Here is a 20141-nt window from a genome sequence, read left to right as displayed (position 1 = left end):
CCGCCATACCTAGATCGCCTAGCAGCCCGTGGTGAAAGTCGCGGCAACCACGCCGCGAGGAACCTCGCGAGCAGCGGAGCGGCGCGCGGTATCGCGCTCTGCGATGAAAGCTGATAAAGTGGCTTTGCCATGGCCATGGGGCACGACAACGGGGAGCAGCCGACGCTGTTCATCACGTATGACAAGTTGCAGGGGCTCGGGCACCCGTTCTACGAGGCGCTCGACAAGCTGCTCCGGAAGCACGGCTTCGACCGTTTCGCGGAGAAGCAGTGCGAGCCGTTCTACGCCGAGGTGATGGGACGACCGGGCCTCGCGCCGGGGGTGTACTTCCGCTGCTTGCTGATCGGCTACTTCGAGGGGATCGGCAGCGAGCGGGGCATCGCCTGGCGGGTCGCCGACTCGCTGAGTCTGCGGCGGTTTTTGGGGCTCGGCCTGGAGAAGCAGCCGCCGGATCACTCGACGATCTCGCGGACGCGGCGTCGGCTGAGCACCGACGTGCACGAGCGGGTGTTCACGCGGGTGCTGGAGCTGGTCGCCGAGCATGGCCTGTTGCGCGGCAAGACGCTCGGGATCGACGCAACGACACTTGAGGCGAACGCGGCGCTGCGATCGATCGTGCGCCGCGACGACGGACGCGCGTACAAGGAGTACTTGACCGACCTGGCGAAGGCCGAGGGGATCGAGGAACCGACGCGCGAGGACCTGGCGCGGCTGGACCGCAAGCGGCCGAAGAAGGGCTCGAACGACGAGTGGGTACACCCGCACGATCCCGAGGCGCAGATCATGAAGATGAAGGACGGCAGCACCCACCTCGCGCACAAGCACGAGCAGGCGGTCGACCTCGAGACCGGCGCCATCGTCGGCGTGACGGTGCACGGCGGCGCTGCGGGCGACACGAAGACCATCGAGAAGACGCTGGAGGTCGCCGACGCCAATCTCGCGGAGGTGCGCCAAGAGGGCTCGGAGAAGGCCAGGGAGCAGATCGCCGAGCGCGTCGAGGAGGTCGTCGCCGACAAGGGCTACCACAGCAACGACGTGCTCACGAGCCTCGAGGAGGTCGACGTACGCAGCTACATCCCGGAGCCCGCGCGTGGTCGCCGGCGGTGGAAGGACAAGCAGGCCGAGCGTGAGGCGGTGCACCGGAACCGCCGCCGCGTGAAGCGAGGCAAGAGCAAGGAACTGCAGAAGAAGCGCAGCGAGCTGGTCGAACGGCCCTTCGCGCACATGCTCGACTCCGGCGGAATGCGCAGGGTCCACGTCCGCGGTCACGACAATATCCTCAAGCGGCTGGTCATCCACGCCGCCGGATTCAACCTGAGCTTGATCATGCGAAAGGTCCACGGAATCGGGAAACCGAGGGCCCTCCAGGGCCTTCGGGCCGCGCTTTCTGCCGTGCTCGTGGCTGTCCTCACGCTTCTGCGGTGGCTCGGAGCGCTTCTTGACCGCCATTCGCGGCACTCCCTACCGGGAGCTCGACTTCCAGAGCACGTCGCTCACTCGAGATACGCATGAGCGATTTCGTCTCACCGACTTCTACCTCGGGCTGCTAGGTCGTCCCGTGGTTTCGAGCCATGCGCGAGCGACCGCAGGCCGTTAGCGCATACGCTGCAGCTACAACGGTTCCACTTGAGACCGCCCAGCACCCTCTCACGAGTGGCTGCAACGCGATGTCGCGCGAGATTTTGGTGATGTGGTGCACAGGAGGCGCTAGACCCCCCCTACAGACCCGTATGCGACGGGTTGTCTTGAAAACTGCCCGAATCGCCACAAAATCGAGACGAAATTCCGAGACAACCAGGGAGATCGCGCTCCCGCGCATCAGGGCGTCCACGTCGACTTACACCACCCGTCGGGCCAAGCCTTCGGGCCGCCCGGTCGCCGGTCCGTCGAGACGCGTGGAGAAGGGCCTACGCGGCCGACGTCACACTTTACATGAACAACGCGCGATGCACTCGGATGACGAAATCGGCAGCCGGAACCTCCTTGCCCATCTCGTAGCGTTCGGAGAACACCGCATTCGCCAGCTCGCGCCGCTTCGCCAGCCGATCCCGCTCGGCCCTGGCCAGCGCGGCCGGCAACTCGCTGCGGGTGAGGTCCGTGCAATAGGCAGGTGAGCCCGGCTGATGTCGCCACGACTCGGCGAGCGTGCCGGAATCGAACGCGTCGAACCCCGTCGCTTCGACCAGCGTCATCCCGACCTTCCGATCCGATTCGCGGTCGGCCGCGACGGGAAGCGCGACGCGGCCCGGAGCCCCCGCCGGCTGGCCCTTGTTGATGTCAGCGACGATCTCGATCTGCGTAAATCCAGCGGCGAGGCGACGAAATGGTTTTGGTAGAAACTCGACGGGCCGCAGGCTTGTAGGCCAGATCACAAGAATTTCTGGTCGAGCGTAGCCGGGCCGGAGGCGTGTCCGGAGATTGGCGCCGCGTGGCGAGGCCGGGTAGCGGGGAGGCGCCGGAAAAAAAAACGGGGACGCCGGGATCAAGAGTTGGCGCTCTCCGGCGTCCCCCAACAACCTCCCCCAGCGACATTGTCGAAGAGACAGGTCGCGTGAAGGCTGCCACAGGACGGTGGGATCCGCAACGGGGACCGGCACGGAGGTGTCGTCGATCGAGAGCCGAACGAGCCGCGGGAGCCGAGGGGGATCCCGCTGCGCTGTGGAGCGTGCGGGAGCGCGACGTGGGTGTGCGACGCGTGCTGGTGCGGGCGGCGCTACTGCGGGCCGGGCTGCGCCAGGCAGGGGCGGCTGCGGAGGCAACGGGCGTCGAATCGACGGTATCAGCAGTCGAGGAAGGGTCGGCGCAAGCACGCTCAGCGACAGGCGAAGTATCGAACGGCGCAGCGGGCGAAGAAAGTGACGGAGCAGTGTCTCCCGCAGGACGGCGGAGACGGCGATGACTACCGGGACGCGGGATCGATCAGCGTGGAGCTGGTGACCGCGTCAGAAGGAGATTCATCGCATGAACATCGGGACATGGTCGATGAGGCTGAGGCCGCGACCGACGACGATCGAGCTGAGGCTGCAAGCGCGGGGGCAGGAGCTGCTGCGGGCGATCCTGCCGCGGCCCTCCCATCCGCGGGCGCTGGTGGCGCTGCTCGAGGGCCTCGCGCTGTGGCAGGGGGATGCGCTGCGCGTTGCTGTGTGTGTGGACGGCAGCTGCGATTCGTCTGGGCTCACGGGTCTGGGACTCTTCGGCGCGACTCTGGATGATCCCGGGAGCCCGCTGGTGCACGCTTACGAGCTCGCTCCCTTGCGTCTTGTCCTCCGTCTCCGACGACCACGGCCGCCGTCGACCGTGCAGTGGGATCTCGATCTGACCGGAGGTGAGAAGTGACGACGTCGGCCTTGACTCGGGCGAATGTCCTGCGGCTGTTTCACGCCGAGGGCTGGCGGATCGGCACGATCGCCGCGCAGCTCGGCCTGCACCACGGCACGGTGCGCAGGATCCTCCAGCACAACGGCGTGAAGCTGCCGGCGCCGAAGCGGCGGACGAAGGTGGATCCGTACCGCGCCTTCATCCGCGAGACGCTCGAGAAGTACCCGAAGCTGCGCGCGACGCGGATCCTGCAGATGGTCCGCACGCGCGGCTACACCGGCCAGATCTCGCGGCTGCGCGAGGTGGTCCGCGAGCTGCGACCCCGCCGGGCCGAGGCGTACCTGCGCCTTGCGACCTTGCCCGGAGAACAGGCCCAAGTGGACTGGGCCGACTTCGGCAAGGTCCAGGTCGGCCGGGCGACGCGCAAGCTGATGGCCTTCGTCATGGTGCTGAGCTGGTCGCGCGCGCTGTTCGTGCGCTTCTTCTACGACGCGCGGATGCCGAGCTTCCTCGCTGGCCATGTGCATGCATTCGCGTACTTCGGCGGCGCCGCGCGGGTCGTGCTCTACGACAACCTGAAGAGCGCGGTGCTCGAGCGACAGGGCGACGCGATCCGCCTCCACCCGACGCTCGTCGAGTTCGCGGGGCACTACCGCTATGAACCCAGGCCGGTCGCGCCGAGGAGGGGAAACGAGAAGGGTCGTGTCGAACGCGCGATTCGCTACCTGCGCGACGCATTCTTCGCCGGCCGCACTTTCGTCGGCCTCGACGACCTCAACGCGCAGGTGCTCGCATTCTGCCAGACCCTCGCCATGCAAAGACTGTGGCCCGACGACCGCGCCCGCACGGTCGAAAGCGCCTTCGCCGAGGAGCGCCCCTTGCTGCTGGTGGCGTCCGGCGAGCCGTTTCCGTGCGCCGAGCAGCAGCCCGTGCGCGCCGGCAAGACCCCGTACGTGCGCTTCGATCGCAACGACTACTCGATCCCGCACACCCACGTCTGCAAGGAGCTCGTCGTCGTCGCCGACGCCGAGCGCGTGCGCGTCGTCGACGGGACGCACGTGATCGCCGAGCACGCCCGCTGCTACGGCGCCGGCGAGGTCCTCGAGGACAGGTCGCACATCGACGCGCTGTGGTCCGAAAAGACCGGCGCCCGGACACATCGGGAGCTCGATCGCCTGCGGCGCGCGGTCCCGCGGAGCCAGGACTTCCTGCGCGCCCTCGCCGAGCGCGGCGAGCCGCTCGCCCGCGCCACCCGTCAGCTCGAGGAGCTCCTCGACGCCCACGGCGCCTGTCTCTTGGAGCAGGCCATCGACGACGCGCTCGCACGCGAGTTGCTATACATCCCGGCGCTGCGCAAGGCGATTGAGCAGCTCGCCCCGCCAGGACACCGGGAGGCGCCGGAGCTCCCGACGCGCCTGCGCGCGATCGTCGTGCGCCCGCACGACCTCCGCACCTACGACGCGCTCACCGCCGAGGAGAACGACGATGGCGACGAAGACACCTGACGCGACGCTGCGCGAGCGCGCCGCCGCGCTCGGGCTCTACGGCCTGCTCGCCCGCTGGCACGCCATCGAGGCCGAGCCGTGGCTGCGCCCGCTCATCGAGGCCGAAGAGGACGAACGCTGTCGACGCAGCCTCGCGCGTCGCCTCGAGGGCGCCAAGATCGGCGCCTTTAAGCCGATCGCCGACTTCGATTGGACGCACCCGCGGAAGATCGACCGCGAGGCGATCGAGGCTCTCTTCGAGCTCGACTTCCTCCGCGAGCACACCAACGTCGTCCTGATCGGCTCGGGCGGCGTCGGTAAGACGATGATCGCCCGCAACCTCGCCCACCGCGCGATCCGGGCCGGCCACACCGTCCGCGTCGTCGAGGCCGCCCAGATGCTCGGCGATCTCGCGGCCCAGCCCGACACCACGCGCCTGCGGAAGCGCCTCCGCCGCTACACCTCTCCCGCGCTCCTCGTCGTGGACGAGGTCGGCTACATGTCCTATGGGCAAGGCTACGCCGATCTGCTCTTCCAGGTGGTCAGCCAGCGATACCAACGACTCTCGACAATCGTAACCACCAACCGGATCTTCAGCGAGTGGCAGGAGGTGTTTCCGAGCGCGACCAGCATCGTCGCCGTCATCGACCGCCTGTGCCACAACGCCGAGGTCCTCACCATCGACGCCGAATCCTACCGGAACAAGGAGACCGTCGAACGCAACACGACCCGCAGAGCCGCCAGGCGCTCTCGTCGCAAATCCTGAGCCGCCACGGTCACCCTCGCTCGACGCCGGCCTCGCCGGCGTTTTCTGCCGCCGATTTTCGCCGCTGATTTCTGCCGCTGGATTTACGCGGATCTACGCCGTCGTCAACAGTTGACGAAGGAGTCCGCGATGATCGAGTTCCACGCCTTTTCGATCGGCCGGCCCAACTGCTCGGCCACCCACAGGCTCTCGACCTGACCAGCCTCGAGCGCCGCGATCTCCCCGTCGCGATGGGGGAAGTAGTTCGACGTGTCGATGACGACCGTTGCGGCGGGCAGGTTCGCGACCAGCGGCGCGATCGCGGGCAGGCGGTTGAGCGGGATCGAGATGATCGCCACGTCCACGTCGTGCAAGGCCTCGGTGGTCGTGACCGCCCGTGCGCCCGTCGCCAAGGTCTCGGCGTCGATCGTTTCCGGACCGCGTGAGTTGGCGACCTTCACGTCATGGCCGGCCGCCGCCAGCTTCCTCGTCAACGGCTTGCCGATGTGGCCCGTGCCGAGGATCCCGATCTTCATCTTCCTCGTGTCGTTCATGGTAGGTCCTCGGGAAGCCTCGCGTATGTGTTGCCTCGCTACTAAACGTAGGAGTAATTGCGCGAGGGCTCACATGAACAGCGCACGAGTCAGGCGGACGCCGTATTCCGCGTCTGGGTTCGTGGTGCTGTCCCCAACCCTTTCGATGATAGCCGCAACAGCCAGGTCGCGCCGCCTCGGCAATCGCGCCCGATCTGCGGCAGCAAGGGCGGCCGCCATCTCCTCGCGGGTGAGGTCCGTGCAGTAGCACGGAGCGCCAGGCTGCTGCCGCCAAGACTCCGCAAGCGTCCCAGCGTCGAATGCGTCGAGCCCGGTGTCCTCGACGAGTGCCATTCCCACCTTGCGGTCCCTTTCACTATCGGCTGCAACAGGCAGAGCGATGCGGTCCGCGCTCCCCGCAGGCTTGCCCTTCTTCGCAAAAGAGTCGGAACCGATCGCGTTCCATGCCTTGACGATGGGACGGCCCAACTGCTCGGCCACCCACAGACTCTCGACCTGACCGGCTTCGATCGCGTCGATCCTGCCGTCCCGTCCCGGATAGTAGTTCGACGTATCGATGACGACCGTCTCGGCTGGAACGCTGGTGATGAGCGGCGCGACCTCGGGAAGGCGATTGAGGGGGATCGACAGGATCACGACGTCAACGTCGGCCACGGCTTCCGGCGCCGTGACTGCGTGCGCGCCAGTGGACAGCACGTCCGCTGCGATCGTGTCCGGGCCGCGGGAGTTGGCCACCTTCACGTCATGTCCGGCCGCGCTCAGCTTTCGGACCAAGGTCTTACCGATGTGGCCAGTCCCCAAAATACCGATTTTCATGATTGAAGCTCCTTGTGGTTCTTGAGATTTCATTCGCTCGCCGGGCGGGCGAGCGCTTCGAGCGTGCGACGGAGGTCGTCCAGGCCCTGGTCGGTGAGCTGGCATGCGCGCAGGTGCTCGCTCGGCGCGCGCAGCGGTCCCGACGCCTGACGCCGTTCGGGTAGTAGTGACACCGGCGCTGCCCATGGACGACGACAGCGAGGCCGACGTCATGAGCCCACCGTCCTCACGGCAGGGCGGTGGTCCGACAGGGCTCGAGAGGGCGCCACGCGTGGCATGGGGCGCGACGGGGTCAGGTGTGGAAGGTGACGCTTTGCTCGATCGGCACCTTGCCGATCCGGTAGCGGTTGGCCGCGGCGGACCTGTCGGGATAGCCGAAGGAGATGCCGAACAGCATCTTCGAGGACGGGTCGATGCCGAGCACCTCGCGGATGGTATCGGCGTACATCCCGAGCATCGTCTGCGGGATCCCGCCGAGTCCGTGAGCGGTGAGGGCTAGCAGGAACGTCTGCGCGTACATGCCGATGTCCGCCGCCACCCGCACGCTGTCGCCGACCTTGGGCATGAACAGGAGGGCGACGTGCGGCGCGCCGAAGAACTCGAGGTTGTACCGCGCGGCCGTCCGGCGCTCCTGAGTCGCCTCACGCGCGACCCCGATCGCTTGATAGTAGGCCGCTCCCTGGTCCCTGGCGCGTTGCCGGTAGACGCCGTCGAAGTCCTCAAGGTCGAAGCTGAAGTCGAGCGTGAACCGCCCGGCCTCGTCGGCCGCGAGGATGGCCTGGCTGAGCGCATCACGCTTCGCACCCGACACGATGTGAACCTGCCAGGGTTGCGTGTTGCAGTTTGACGGCGACCGCTGCGCGTCCTCGAGCACCGAGCGGAGCAACGCAGCGGGCACCGGAGCGGGAAGGAAGCTGCGCACGGAGTGACGATCGCGAACGACGTCGTGGAACAGGGCTTCGGACATGTCTTGGGCCTTCATGTCATGCTGCGACATCGATCAAGTGGTGAGGGGCCTCGAGGCATGGCGCACCGCCGTGACGGGTGAGGCACCCGATCACTGGCCAAGGGCCAGGCGAGGTTTGTCCTGGTTGAGGACAAGTCGTATCCAGGGACAGGTATAACCTCTTGACTGGCGAACGGATTTCGCCAGTCTGTTGACCCTTGCTCTCCAGCGAGGACCCATGGATGACCTGAACGTTCTGCGCATCTTTGTGGCGGCCGCCGAGGCCGGGAGCTTCGCCACCGCGGGGACGAAGCTCGGACTGACCCGCTCGGCCGTGGCCAAGGCGGTCGCGCGTCTCGAGCAGCGGACCAACACCCGGCTCTTCCACCGGACGACGCGGGTCGTGTCGCTGACTGACGAGGGGCGGGCGCTGGTCGAGCGATGCAGGCAGACGCTCGCCGAGCTGGAGTGCGCCCTCGATGACCTCGCCGGACGGCGCGGGGAGCCGCGCGGCGTCCTGCGGATGACCGTGCCCGACGCCTACGGGCGGCTGCGCGTCTTGCCCGTGCTGACGCGTTTTCTGACGGAGTGGCCCGGGCTCGAGGCCGACGTCAGCTTCACCGACCGGAGCGTCGATGTGATCGCCGAGGGCTTCGATCTGGCCATCCACGTCGGCAGCATGGCCCGGAGCGAGGAGCTCATCTCGCGGGTCGTGGCGCACGTCCGTGGGAACCTATGCGCCTCACCCGAGTATCTGTCGCGCCACGGCGAACCCCGGAGCGTCGCAGAGCTACGGCGCCACACGTGTCTCCAGTTCCTCCAGCGCGGCCGCCGCCTGCCGTGGCTGCTGCGCGCCGACAACGGCGAGATGATGGAGGTAGACATTGAGGCCCGGATTCGCTTCGACAGTTCCGAGGCGCTGCGAGACGCCGCGGTCAGGGGCCTGGGGATCGCTCAACTGCCCGACTTCCTGACCGAGGGGTACCTGGCCGACGGACGGCTGCGGCGTGTGCTCGCAGGCAGCGAGCACGATTCGGTGCCCATCGTGGCCGTCTACCCGACCCGCAAGCACCTGGCGCCCAAGGTCCGTCTCTTCATCGATCGCCTCGTGCAGGCGTATCGAGACGCCCCCGTGAGCACGTGAAGGCCCCTGGCCACGAGCCCGGGCGCTCCAACGGGCTTTTCATGTCCGGTGCGCGAGCGCCCACACTTCGCCGGGGTGGATCCAGGTCACCTACGAGTTCGTCCACGCCGGCGCCACCCACCGCGGCGTCGATACCATCATCCCGGCGGTGGCCGGGCGCTGGCAACCCTGCGACGCGATCGAACTGCTGGTGCTCCCCAAGCGCAACCACGACAGCATCGTCATCACCAGCACCTGACCTCCGGGCCGCCGCTCTCCGGCGCCCTCGCATCCCCGACACGGCTGGCGCTTGACCGCCGGCGCGGTCCGCGGGGACGCATGGGGAGTGGAACCGATTCCTCTTGGAGCAGCCCCAGTGGCTGCCCATGCGGTGTTTCGGCGATAGAAAGACCAAATATTGGTGAAATCGTGTACAGGCGACGCTAGGCCTACTTACGGAACGGTTTAAGGCGGGAAGTCGCGAAACCGGCCAAATTCGCGACGAAATCGAGACGAATTTTCGAGACAGTCGGGAGATCGCACCGCCGCGCATGAGGGCTCCAGTGCCACGCTGGCCACCTCTCCGGGCCAAGCCCTGCGGCCGGTAGCCGCCCGGCCGTCGAGACAAGCCAACCGGCCTGTAATCGGCCGCGGGTTCGGGCACGATCGTAGCGTGAACCTGCGCCGCCTGCTGCTTGGTCTCGCCGCGTGTACGCCCTCACTGCCGCCCAAGCCGGCGGCGCAGCCGGGCACCTCGTCCGTCGAGTCTGGCCCGCAGGACATAACCGCGGCGACAGCATCGCGTCCGGCTGCCCCAGCGCCACTGCGGCCGGCCGGAGGCGTGCGGCTGGTGTTCGAGGCGCGCGCCGCAGATGTCGTCGCGTTGCCCGGCTCACTCGTCGCACTCGACGGGGACCTCATACACCTCCGCGGCCTCGACCCGGCGACAGGTGCCGAGTTGTGGCGTACGCGACGACACGAGCGGCCGGGCGGAGTGCATACGCTGTATCCGCTCGGAGAGCGCGTGCTGCTGCACGCCGGGGAGGTGCTGGCCATCGTTGACGCCCGCGACGGCGCGTTACTCGAGCACCGAGAGATGTGGGAGTACGGCGACTGCGAGCTGCAGATCTTCCGCGGGATGTACGGGCCGCGAGGGCGCGAGCATGTCCCCTGGGGCAGAGACGACGTCGCCTGCGGGTTCGCGTGCGGGTGCGAGATCCAGCCGTTCGACTGCACGCTCGGGACACGTCAGCGGCCCTTCAGCGGAGCGTCGGCGCGGGTGTATCACTCAAAGGCCGCACCGCATGACGACGTCTGCTTGAACCCGCCGCGGCTGCTCGGGCGGGTCAAGGGCCGCACGCTGGCGATGCTCCCAGTCGACTTCGGCCACCGGCTGGCCGCGCTCGACGGCGACGAAATCGTCTGGAGAGAATCGGAGCAGCGCCCCGTGGTCAACCGCTTCTCGACGATCGCTGGCGACACCGCGCGCGATGTCTGCTGGGCGCTCGACCACGCCGAGATGGCTGTGTGGACATGTTCGACCGGCAGGCTGCTGTGGCGGGCGAGCCAACCAGACGGAGCGCTGCTCCGCGAGCGGGTGACGCTGGCCGGTGACCGCCTGCTGGTCGAGCGCCGCACGGCGGGACGCAACACCGTCGAGGCGCTCGCGGTGATGAGCGGCACCCGGATATGGAAGCGCGAACTCGCCGCCGACCGTGTCCTGCTGGTGGACGCGGGGCTGCCCGACCCGCCACGCTCGGACGGCGTCGTCTACCTGCGGCTCGACCCTGCGACTGGGAGGACGCTCGCCGAGTTCAGGCTGGCTCCGAAGGAATCCCTGTGGCGCGACCCGGCGGGCGGTTACATCCGCGCCGGCGGGGCGGCCTACGTCGAGTTCGATCCCGAAGGGCGCGAGCGACGGCAAATCGTTCGGGACATGTCCGATACGACTTGGCTCGACGAGCACTTCATTGTCCAGACCGCGCCCGACCGCTTAACCGTGCTCCGGCGGTCGACGCTCGACGTCGTGCTCTCGGCCGAGGGGCAGTTCGCGGTCGTCGAGTCGACGGCTGCGCTCGGTCCTGGCGTACTGCTGCTGCGCGAACACCGGAAGAATGAGCCCCTGCGCATCGCCCTGCTGCGGGCAGAGCCATAAGCGCAGCGCCGCTGGTCCGGCTGGCGGGATTCGAGACCCAGGTGCCGATTGTATTACGGCCTGTTCGCCAGCGAGGCCCGGTTACCGGGGTACGTCACCGTGCTCGAGGCGTTCGCCGAGCGTGGCGCCGAGCGGGTGCCGGTGCTCGCGCTCGAGACGGTCAACGTCCCCGACGGCGCGCTCGATTACGGCTCGCTCTCCTCCGGCAAGGCCAGCAACTTCCGTCACGAACCTGTTGACACCCTGCCTGCCACCGGGCTGCGTGGATCATACGCAGCGCCGCTCGATCGCCGGCGTCATGCCCTTCTTGTTCCGCGGTCACACCGAGCACGGCAGCAAGTTCACCCGCGGTGGCCTTCGCCGGCCGAGCCGTAGCGACCCAATCGGCGCGGGACCGGATCGACGCAGTCGATGCCCGTGACGCGGCACGGCGGTGGGACTTCGGCACCCAACGCAGCTTCGCGCGCCGTGATCGGTATCGGCCGCTTCGGCGGCGCGGCAGCCGACCGCCGCGCGCTCGCGCGCCCAGACCGCGCGGGTTGGAGCGTCCGGAAGTCACTCCGTGCCGCGGGCGCCGACCTGCAGGCCTCGTCGGCCACGTGCGACGATCCGGATGATGGCAAGCTCGACGGATGTCCCGCGTCCGCTCGTCCGTGGTGCTGGCCGCTCTGCTCACCGGAGCCTGTGAGCGGGCCGCTGCGCCCGTCGTGGAGGTGCCGACAGTGGCGCCGGTCGACGACCCGTGGACCGCGCGGGCGCTGGCCTCGATGGGTGAGCGCGCGGCGTTCGTGGCGGTGGTGCATCCGCGGCGCTGGGCCGCGTTGCAGCCGCGCCTGCGGAGCCTGCTGCCCGAGCCGCTGGCGACGTACTTGAAGGGCTCGGAGGATCCCGCGCGCTGGCCGGAGCTCGTGCTCGCTGCGCTCGACGTCGCGACCACGGCGCCTGCGCTCGCGTCGTGGGACCGGACGCGTCCGCTGGTGCTCGCGCTCGCCGAGGTCCCGCACGACGGTCCGCCCGGCACGATCGCTGCAGGATTCCCGCTGCACCTGCGCGCGCTGCCGGGTCTGCGCCACCAGATCCTCGTGCCGGCGACCGACCCGGCGGCCCTCGCTGCCGAGCTCGGGCAGCAGTTCGGCGCCCTCGGTCCCACCGTGGCGACCCGCTTCGCCGGTCGTGCCGTCGGGGTTTGGGCGCTCGGTGAGGGTGACTGGCTCGCCGTCGTCCTCGAGGCCGACGCCGTGCGCCTCGTCGTGGTCCGCGGCACGCTGGCCCCCGAGGGCTTCTTCGCCGATCCCGCCCACGCGGCGCTGCGCGGCGGCTTGCCGGATCCCGGCGCAGCCCGGGCGACGGCGGGGACCACCGTGCTCGCCGGTGAAGCCCACGCCGGCGTGCTCGTCCGGCCGCAGCGCTTGCCGACGCTGTGGACCTGGATGATGGCCCGCGAGGGCGTCCTCGCCACGCAAACCGTCGTGACGTCGCAGCGCGCCGAGGTCGTCCGTTGGACGGTGGCGATGCTCGCCGCCTGCGAGACGCTGCACGGCAACGAGGCGCCGGAGGTCGAGGACTACGCGCTGGTGCTGACCGCCGACGACGTGGCGCTGCGCCTGCGCACGATCGTCAGCCTGACCGCGCGCGGGGCCGCGGCGGTCGACGCCGGGACCGCCCACGCGGTCGGGCCGCTCTCGCTGCTGCGCGCGGACCTGCCGGCGCACGGGTGGCTGCGCTTCGATACCACCGCCGCGCAGCAGTCGCTCGGGCCCCCGGGTCCACCGCTCCCGGGCGATGACTTCGCGACGATCGTGCAGGAATGTGGCGGGATGTTCTCGATCTTCGGGACGCCCGCCGCACCGCTCGGCGGCGCGCGGCGGATGTGGAACGCGATCGTCGCGCAGGCGCCCGCGGATGCGGTGACCCCCACGACCCCGGCGAAGACGATCGTGCAGGTTGCGCTGACCGATCTGGCCGCCGCGAAGGTGCGCGGCGCGGTCGCAGTGCACGACCTCGAGACCGCCGAGCACGAGCCGGCGGTGAACGTCGGTCCCCTCGGCGCGGACGTCGAGGTCACGCTCCAGACGCGCGTGGAGTCCGGCGGCACCCGCAGCTTGCTCGGCTTCGGGGTCGACCCGGCGACCATCTTCGGCGTCGCTGCGCCCGATCGTGCGTTCGCGGCGATGCAGGTCGACCTCGCCGCCGCCGTCCCCGCATTGCAGCCGTACCTCCCCGAGGTCGCCGCGCTGCAGCCGTTTCGCCGGGCGGAGCTCCGCGCACTGCGCTCGGGCCAGGCGCTGGACGTCGAGCTGGTGCTCGCCAGCGGCGACGCGCCGCTTCAGGCGCTCGACCTGTCGGCCGTGCGCTGGCCCGAGCCGCCCGCGCCCGTCGATCCCACGTGCAGCGCGGACTATGCGATCGCGCTGCGCCGGACGCTCGAGCCGTCGATCGCCGCTCGACCCATCGAGGCGGTGCTCGCCGGACTCACCGGCCTCGACCAGGCGCTCGCCTGCCCGACGCTCGCGGACCAGGCGGCCGCGCTGCGCCGCGCCGCGACCATGATCGTGGCCGACGCCCTCATCGAGCGCTGGCGGACCGCCGACGCGCTGCGTGTGCTCGAGGGTCCGTGCAGCGCCGGTGATGCCGAGCTGTGTGCGCAACGCGACCGGCTCCGCGCCGACGTTGCGCCGCAACTGCCGCGTGTGACGAGCGCCTGCGAGGGGGTCGCTCGGGGGCGGGTCATCGCCGTCAACGCCGCGGGGATCACCCTCGACGGCGTGCGCGTGGCCGATCCCCCGGCGCTTCGCGCTGCGATCGCCGGCCTCGTCCGTGAGGGGGAGCCGCCGCTCGAGCTCGCCCTCGCGTTCGACGAGCGCATGACCCTCGCACAGCTGCGCCCGATCTTCGCCGCCCTCGCGGGGCCGCCGCGGCCGAGCCTGTCGCTCGTCGTCTTCGCTGGCGAACCGGGGGCGGTGCGGCAGCTCGTGTTCGAATCTCTGGCGCAGGAGGCCGGCGTCGAGGACCTCGACCTCGCGCCCTATCTCGACATGTTCCTCGCGCGGGTCGACGGCGAGCAGGTGACGCTGTCGCAGGTCCGCTCGCCGCAGGTCCCCGAACCGGCCGACACCGCGGTCGGCGACCGGCGGCTGCTGGTGGCCGCCGGCGACGACAGCTCCTGGCGTGCAGTCGCCGGCGCCATCGCCCGCGGCTGTGGCTCCGTGCGCCTGATCGATTCGGCCCGCCTGGGACCGGGCGCTGGTTCGGCGAGCGCGTCGGACGGGCGGCCCGTGAAGGCCGGCGTGGGCACCGGCACCGTCGGTCGGCTGGACAAGGACATCATCCGCCGCATCGTCCAGGCGCACGTCGCCGAGGTCCGCCTCTGCTACAACCAGGGCCTCGCGCGCCACCCAAACCTCAAGGGGCGCGTCGTGATCGACTTCACCGTGGGGGGCGACGGCAAGGTCGCCGACGCGGCGAGCAGAGAGAGCAGCGTCGCCGACGGCGCCGTGCCCGAATGCATCACCGCCGCGGTGCGCCGCTGGGTGTTTCCCAGGCCCGAGGGCGGCGGCAGCGTCAAGGTGACCTACCCCTTCGTGCTCGAGCCCGGATGAGCCCTCACGACCGCCGGGTCCCCACGACGAGACGACGACCGGCACACCGACGACCGGCACAACGATGTCGGCCCATTGCCGGGCCACGGTAACGCTATTCAGTCTGGATATTGGTGAAATCATGCACAGGCAGCGCCAGACCCCTCTACGGGCACGTTTACGGCGGGTGGTCTCGAAAAGAGCCAAGATCGCGACGAAATCGAGACGAATTTTCGAGACGTCCGGGAGATCGCGGCGTCGCGCATCCGGCTCTTGGCGCCGACCTGGACCCCTCGCCGGGCCAAGCCCCGAGGCCGCAGGCCGACGGGCCATCGTGCCACGGTCCGCCCCGGCCCAGAGGAACGACCTGCGCCATGAGCCAGCAGGAAGACGTCGCGGCGCACATCCCCTACCGCATGGCCAAGACCAACCATCCCGCGACCGCGTACGCCGTCGAGCGCGTGGACCAAGGCAGCGACCGCACGCACTCGCCGCGCCTCGCCACCGTGTCGTCTCGCTGCCTTTCGCAAGCAGGCGGTACAGGGTCCGAATGCTGCAGTGGAGCCGACTCTACCGCTCGCGCCTCAGCGCCTCGATAAGCGCCGGGTAAGTAAAGTGCATCTCGTTGGAGTCGCCGAACTCACGGAAGACCTCGCGGCCGCCGGCATCGATGAACAGGTGGGTCGGATAGCGGTTGATGCCGACCGTACGCCGCCAGCCATCGTCCTTTGCGATCGTCGTGTGGAATCCCGCGCCCTCGTGCAGCGCCGCGATCCCGTCGGGATCGTCGGTCACGACCAGGAACTGCACGTCCTTGCGTCCGCGGTAGCGTCGCTGCAGCTTCGCCAGCTCAGGCGCCTCGAGCTTGCATCCGGTGCACCACGGTTCGGTCGCTATCACCACGGTGACGCGCCCACGCAGCGAGTCGCTCGTGAGCCGGCCGCCGCTGCGCAGGTCGAGCTCAAACGGCGCGAGGGGCGTCGGCGCAGCGGTCCGCGTGGCGAGCACCTCTGTGATCCGTTCGTCCTTCCACTCGCGGTCGAGCCGCGCGATCGTGCGATCGAGATCGACCTCTTTCCCGCCGCGTGCGCGCATGAGCTCGAGCAACCGGTCCTGGCACGCCTGCGCCCACGCGCCCTCCCTTACGATCGCGCGCGCGAGGATCTGCTCGGCGCGGCGGAGGTCGCCGTCGCGCTCGGCCAGCTCGGCCGCGAGCAGCGCGACGTCCGGCTGCGTCGGCCGCAGCTCGTGTGCACGCGAGATGTCGGCCCGCGCCTCCTCCAGCCGTGCCGCGCGCAGGTGCACGAGCCCGCGGGCATAGTGGGCGTACGCCTGCGCGGCCCGTCGGTTTTGCTCGTGCTCGTCGGGTGTAAGAACAATCTCGAACTCAAATGGCGTCTCGCGTGCGAGCGCGACCGCGCGCTCGGCGAGTGCACGCGCGAGCTCAAGGTCGCCACCACGGTTCGCCACGAGCACCGACGCCATGGCGTCGACCCGCACGAAGGGCGCCTCGAGCACGGCGCGCGCCACCGCCTCGACCCGCTGCAGCGGCGCTTCCGGCTCACACTGCAGAAACTCGACGAGCGCTGCCGCCGTCGCCGCGCGCAGCGACGAGTCGCGGATCCCCGGCCGATCGAAGAAGGCGTCGACGGGGGCGCGCGCCAGCGCCAGCTTGTCCGCCGCGGGCAGCGTGCCCTTCGCCTTCGCCAGCCTGCAGTCCCCCACGGCGCCGAACACCGACGCCGCGTCGAAGTCCCAGCGCTCGACTACACGCGCACCGGGGACGCGCCGGCGTTCGACCACACGCGCACCGGGGACGCGCCGGCGCACGTCGTCCTGGATGGCTCGCGCGACCTCGGCCGCCTCGAGCGACAACAGGCCGGCGACGAGCCGCCCGAGCGCATCCGGATCGGCGCGGTACACGTCGGCGAGCGCCGTGAGGTCGCCGACCACCGCGTCGCGCAGCGAGGCGTCCTGCCGCACGCGAGCCTGCGCGCGCAGAACGGTGAAGGCCAGCGCGTCGGGACGCCGCGCTTGCGCCCGCTCGACGAGCTCGACCGCCAGATCGACCCGGCCAAGGCCTAGCCATCCCTCGGCCGCTGTGGCGACGGCGAGCGTGCCCGAGGGCGCGGTCCCCTCGGCGCGGGCCACGAGCTCCTGCAACTGCTCGAGGCTCGGTCGCATCGGCGGCGGCGCGGCCTGGAAGCGGAAGAACGCGAGTCCGACGTGCTTCGCGTGCACGAAGTCCCGCACGCTGTCCGGCAGACCGGGGATCGCCGCGAGCGCAGCGAGCCCGCTCTCGTCGCTCTGCATCGCCAGCACCTGCGCATGCAGCCAAACTGCGTCGGGGTGATCGCCGAGCTGTCTGCGGGCGTCCGCGATCAGCGCGGCCGTCTCTTGCCGCGGGAGCATGCCCGAGCGCTCCTGCGCGCGCAGCAGGAGCGCCCACCCGGATCCGTCGGGGAGCGCCGCGCGGTGCACCGCGAGCGCCTGAAGGTCGCTGTCCGCGAGCGCGGCCACGGCCGCGAGCCAGCGCAGCCGGACGTCGTCGGGAAAGGCCGCGACGTGCACGTCCACGCGAGCTCGCGCGGCCTCGATGCGCTCCTCCAGCAGCAGGTCGCGGATCTCGTCGGCCGCACGCGTGCTCGCCTGCGGGTCGAGCGCCTCCGCACGATCAGCCTCGTCTGGTCGCTCCTCTGCCGACAGCGCCGGACGCTGACACGCGAGCAAGACAGCGCTGAGCGCAGCCGTCACCCCGAGGATACGCCGCGACTGGGTCCGCGGCACGCTCGCTCTATCGATGCCTTCGGTGCTGGAGTGGAGTCCCACGCCGACATGTTGCCGCGGAGCTCGCCGATCTCAAAGCACCACGGAGCAACCGCGCGCAGCGTCGACGAGTTCCTTCAGCGGAGGGACCGTCGCTCGACGCTCTCGGCGGACGGCGGAACTGTCCTCGGCCTCGGAGCGGTCCCGCCGCGGGTGCTGGCTGCTGCGACCGATGCCCGGGCTCGGCGCGGGGCTCCTGACTACCCGGACGGCCCGGGGCGCCGATGCAGCGCGCGCCTGAACGCGTCCACAAGCTCGGCGGGCCGTTAGCGGTGGATCCGGCTGTCGGATCTGGAATGTCGTTTCAGTCAGAACGTTGATTTCCCAGGGCTAGCTCTCGATTAAAATGGCGACCAGACGCGATTTTTGGTGATGTGGTAGGCGCGCTGGTTCCAGATTCGCGGCCAAGACCGCCGGCCCTCGCGTCGCGCACGACCGTTCGAGACGACGACGAGCTCGACCGAGCCGTCCGTCGTCGTCGGCGACGACCGGGTCCTCAGCTCGCGCCGAGCGAGCGGAGCAGCAGGGCGCGGATGCCGGTCAGGTCGGCGTCGATGCGGCTCGTCGGGTGGGCCGCGGCGGGGCCGTGGGGGACCGTGCGGAGCTGGCCGGCGCGGGTGATGTAGGTGACGCAGGTCGAGGAGCGGTTGCCGCGGAGCATCGCCAGGGCCTCGGCGAGGATCGCCGTCTGGTCCTCCGGGCATGGCATAAAGGACATGTCTCCCCAGGCAGGTCGCTGCACGGCGGCGGCGGCGTCGGAGACGAGGCCGGGGGCGTGGGCGCGGAGGTGGTCGAAGGCGCGGGCGAGGCCGGGCAGGTCGCCGGCGGCCGCGTAGGTCAGGCCGAGCTCGACCCATGCGCCGATCCGGGCCGGATGGCTGGAGACGGCGTGCTCGAGGTCCGCGAGCGCGCCCGCGAGGTCGCCGGTGGCCGCGCGCGCGCCGGCGCGGTGGGCGTAGACGGCCGGGCCGACGGTGCCGCGCATCCGGGCGATGCCGGCGGCGGAGACGGCGAGGGCGCCGGCGGAGTCGCCTGCCCGATGGGCCAGGAGGGTGAGGCCGACGTAGGCCCAGCGGGTGCGCGGGTTGATCGCCAGGGAGGCCTCGAGGTCGGCGCGGGCGCCGGCGTCGTCGCCGAGCCACATCCGCAGCTCGCCGCGGTGGGCCAGCGGCAGCGAGGAGCGCGGCCAGCGGGCGCAGGCGGCGTCGAGCAGGGCCAGGGCGCGGGCCGGGTCGGCGCTGCGGATCGTCTGCAGCGCCTGGCGCGAGGCGTGGCGCACACCTGTCCTCGTGGACAGGCGCCGGAGGACATGTCCGTCGTGATAGGTGGCGAAGGCGGAGCGGTTGCAGCCCATGCGCGCGAGTGCGTCGCGGGTGGCGGCGACCAGCGGGCCCTGGCGATCGTCGGCGAGCGCGGCGGGGCCGAGGGGGGAGACCTCGGCGAGGGCCTCGGCGAACTCCTCGATCTGGCGCGGGTTCACGGGCGCGTCGGGGGCCGGGCGCTCGCCGGCGGCGGCGAGGAAGCGCAGCATCCAGGCGGCGAACAGGTAGCCGTCGCCGATCGCGGTCGCGCGGGTGAGCGCGGCGTGGGCGGGGTCCCAGGCGCCGAGGCGGATCAGGGCCTCGGCGCGCGACAGCTCGGCGGCCGGGTCGGGCCGCGAACAGGCGAGCTCGAGCTCGCGGAGGGCGGCCTCGACGTCGCCGCCGGCGAGCAGGAGCTGGCCGCGGATCCGCCGGGCGCCGGCGCGGCCCCGCGGGCCGGGGACGGCCTCCGCGCGGGCCTGCGCGGCCCGGTGATCGCCTGCCCAGAGGGACATGTCCGCGAGGGCGAGGGCGACGGGCGGGTCGTCGGGGGCGAGGCGCAGCGCGGCCTCGCCGTGGCGGGCGGCGCCGGCGAGGTCGCCGGCCTCGAGCAGGGCGAACAGGGCGGCGCGGTGGTAGAAGGCGGCGTCGCCGGCGGGGGCGAGGCGGACCGCCGCGGCGACCTCGACGGCGCAGTCGTGATCGTGACCGGCGCGGGCCAGCGCGGCCGCCAGCTCCATGCGCAGCTTGGCCGATTCGGGGGCGCGCTGCAGGCCGCGGCGGGCGGCGGCGATGGCGAGCTCGAGGTCGCCGCCGCGCAGGTGCATCTGCGCCTCGAAGGCGTCCCACGTCGCGGCGGTGGGGTCGGCGGCCCGACCGAGGGCGAGCGCGGCCGCGACCTCGCGCTCCCAGCCGAGCGCGCTGGCGTAGCCGACGGCGCGGGTGGCTGCGGCGCGGGTGGCCGCGGGGGCGGCCCGGGCGGCGGCGGCGAGGGCGTCGAGGCTGCGCTGATAGTCGTGGGTGGCGCGCAGGACGGCGGCGGCGGCGAGGGCGACCGCGGCGTCGTCGGGCCTGTCCTTCAGGGCAGCTTCGGCCGCGGCGCGGGCCTGGGCCAGGCGGCCGTGGCGGGCCAGGGCGACGGCGCGCAGCAGGGAGCCGCGGGCGCCGAGGCGGGGGTCGTGCGCGTCGAGGTCGCCGGCGTCGAGGGCGGCCTGCAGGCGCCGCGCGGGCAGCGGACCGGGGCGCGTCACGAGGCGGGTCTCCTGCGGCCCGTGCGGGCGAGCCGAACGGCGAGC

13 protein-coding genes and 1 pseudogene are annotated in these 20141 nt (G+C 70.8%); 8 read left to right on the top strand and 6 right to left on the bottom strand.

The annotated features are described in order from the left end of the window. Positions 1–129: 129 nt before the first annotated feature. The gene (locus NAEX_RS01105) at positions 130–1512 is read left to right on the top strand and encodes a transposase (protein WP_096325674.1); all 1383 of its coding nucleotides are present in this window, start codon (positions 130–132) and stop codon (positions 1510–1512) included. Positions 1513–1928: 416 nt separating this feature from the next. Here the strand turns inward: NAEX_RS01105 and NAEX_RS47140 are convergent, their stop codons facing one another. Beyond that, a complete protein-coding gene (locus tag NAEX_RS47140) occupies positions 1929–2372 on the bottom strand; it encodes an NAD(P)-binding domain-containing protein (protein WP_143825493.1) in 444 nt (147 codons plus the stop codon). 589 nt (positions 2373–2961) lie between these two features. Between NAEX_RS47140 and NAEX_RS01095 the strand changes: the two genes are divergently transcribed. The 3 genes from NAEX_RS01095 to istB are packed head-to-tail and all read left to right on the top strand — an operon-like array spanning position 2962 to position 5568. Continuing rightward, positions 2962–3336, top strand: a complete 375-nt coding sequence (locus NAEX_RS01095; RefSeq protein ID WP_096327535.1) for a hypothetical protein — start codon at positions 2962–2964, stop codon at positions 3334–3336. After that, positions 3333–4823 (top strand): IS21 family transposase, encoded by a 1491-nt coding sequence (gene istA / locus NAEX_RS01090; protein ID WP_096325671.1) that lies wholly within the window; start codon positions 3333–3335, stop codon positions 4821–4823. The genes NAEX_RS01095 and istA overlap by 4 nt, the downstream gene beginning before the upstream one ends. Further along, the gene (gene istB, locus NAEX_RS01085; protein WP_096325670.1) at positions 4804–5568 is read left to right on the top strand and encodes an IS21-like element helper ATPase IstB; all 765 of its coding nucleotides are present in this window, start codon (positions 4804–4806) and stop codon (positions 5566–5568) included. The genes istA and istB overlap by 20 nt, the downstream gene beginning before the upstream one ends. A gap of 116 nt (positions 5569–5684) precedes the next feature. Here istB and NAEX_RS01080 read toward each other — a convergent pair. The 3 genes and pseudogenes from NAEX_RS01080 to NAEX_RS01070 all read right to left on the bottom strand — a co-directional run. Further along, positions 5685–6128, bottom strand: a pseudogene (locus NAEX_RS01080) (NADPH-dependent F420 reductase); the annotation flags it as partial. A gap of 42 nt (positions 6129–6170) precedes the next feature. After that, positions 6171–6917 carry an NADPH-dependent F420 reductase gene (locus NAEX_RS01075; RefSeq protein ID WP_096325668.1) on the bottom strand — a complete coding sequence of 249 codons (747 nt, stop codon included), beginning with the start codon at positions 6915–6917 and terminating at the stop codon, positions 6171–6173. A gap of 292 nt (positions 6918–7209) precedes the next feature. Continuing rightward, positions 7210–7899 carry a nitroreductase gene (locus NAEX_RS01070; protein ID WP_245913566.1) on the bottom strand — a complete coding sequence of 230 codons (690 nt, stop codon included), beginning with the start codon at positions 7897–7899 and terminating at the stop codon, positions 7210–7212. A gap of 202 nt (positions 7900–8101) precedes the next feature. On the opposite strand from NAEX_RS01070, the gene NAEX_RS01065 reads away from it, so the two are divergent. The 4 genes from NAEX_RS01065 (at position 8102) to NAEX_RS01055 (ending at position 14740) form a co-directional block, all read left to right on the top strand. Then, a complete protein-coding gene (locus NAEX_RS01065; protein WP_096325667.1) occupies positions 8102–9007 on the top strand; it encodes a LysR family transcriptional regulator in 906 nt (301 codons plus the stop codon). A gap of 652 nt (positions 9008–9659) precedes the next feature. Then, the gene (locus NAEX_RS01060; RefSeq protein WP_143141580.1) at positions 9660–11141 is read left to right on the top strand and encodes a PQQ-binding-like beta-propeller repeat protein; all 1482 of its coding nucleotides are present in this window, start codon (positions 9660–9662) and stop codon (positions 11139–11141) included. Positions 11142–11189: 48 nt separating this feature from the next. Further along, positions 11190–11516, top strand: coding sequence for a hypothetical protein (locus tag NAEX_RS47130; RefSeq protein WP_143141579.1), 327 nt, complete (start codon positions 11190–11192; stop codon positions 11514–11516). A gap of 257 nt (positions 11517–11773) precedes the next feature. Continuing rightward, positions 11774–14740 carry an AgmX/PglI C-terminal domain-containing protein gene (locus tag NAEX_RS01055; protein ID WP_096325665.1) on the top strand — a complete coding sequence of 989 codons (2967 nt, stop codon included), beginning with the start codon at positions 11774–11776 and terminating at the stop codon, positions 14738–14740. Positions 14741–15289: 549 nt separating this feature from the next. Here NAEX_RS01055 and NAEX_RS01050 read toward each other — a convergent pair. Both NAEX_RS01050 and NAEX_RS01045 read right to left on the bottom strand, forming a co-directional pair. Then, entirely contained in the window at positions 15290–17548 is a 2259-nt protein-coding gene (locus tag NAEX_RS01050) for a TlpA disulfide reductase family protein (protein ID WP_143141578.1), read from the bottom strand. Between the two features lie 493 nt (positions 17549–18041). Then, a complete protein-coding gene (locus tag NAEX_RS01045; protein WP_096325663.1) occupies positions 18042–20096 on the bottom strand; it encodes a tetratricopeptide repeat protein in 2055 nt (684 codons plus the stop codon). Positions 20097–20141: the final 45 nt, after the last annotated feature.

Origin of the sequence: Nannocystis exedens (assembly GCF_002343915.1) — a bacterium.
In the GTDB taxonomy this organism is placed as follows: Bacteria; Myxococcota_A; Polyangia; order Nannocystales; family Nannocystaceae; genus Nannocystis; species Nannocystis exedens.
The sequence above is the reverse complement of the archived record's forward strand: the minus strand, read 5'-3'. Positions and strand labels throughout refer to the sequence as shown.

Bases quoted from the DNA above. Each gene is read 5' to 3' on its own strand.
- NAEX_RS01105 (WP_096325674.1), top strand. From the start codon at position 130: ATGGCCATGGGGCACGACAACGGGGAGCAGCCGACGCTGTTCATCACG.
- NAEX_RS01095 (WP_096327535.1), top strand. From the start codon at position 2,962: ATGAACATCGGGACATGGTCGATGAGGCTGAGGCCGCGACCGACGACG.
- istB (WP_096325670.1), top strand. From the start codon at position 4,804: ATGGCGACGAAGACACCTGACGCGACGCTGCGCGAGCGCGCCGCCGCG.
- NAEX_RS01075 (WP_096325668.1), bottom strand. From the start codon at position 6,917: ATGAAAATCGGTATTTTGGGGACTGGCCACATCGGTAAGACCTTGGTC.
- NAEX_RS01070 (WP_245913566.1), bottom strand. From the start codon at position 7,899: ATGAAGGCCCAAGACATGTCCGAAGCCCTGTTCCACGACGTCGTTCGC.
- NAEX_RS01065 (WP_096325667.1), top strand. From the start codon at position 8,102: ATGGATGACCTGAACGTTCTGCGCATCTTTGTGGCGGCCGCCGAGGCC.
- NAEX_RS01055 (WP_096325665.1), top strand. From the start codon at position 11,774: ATGTCCCGCGTCCGCTCGTCCGTGGTGCTGGCCGCTCTGCTCACCGGA.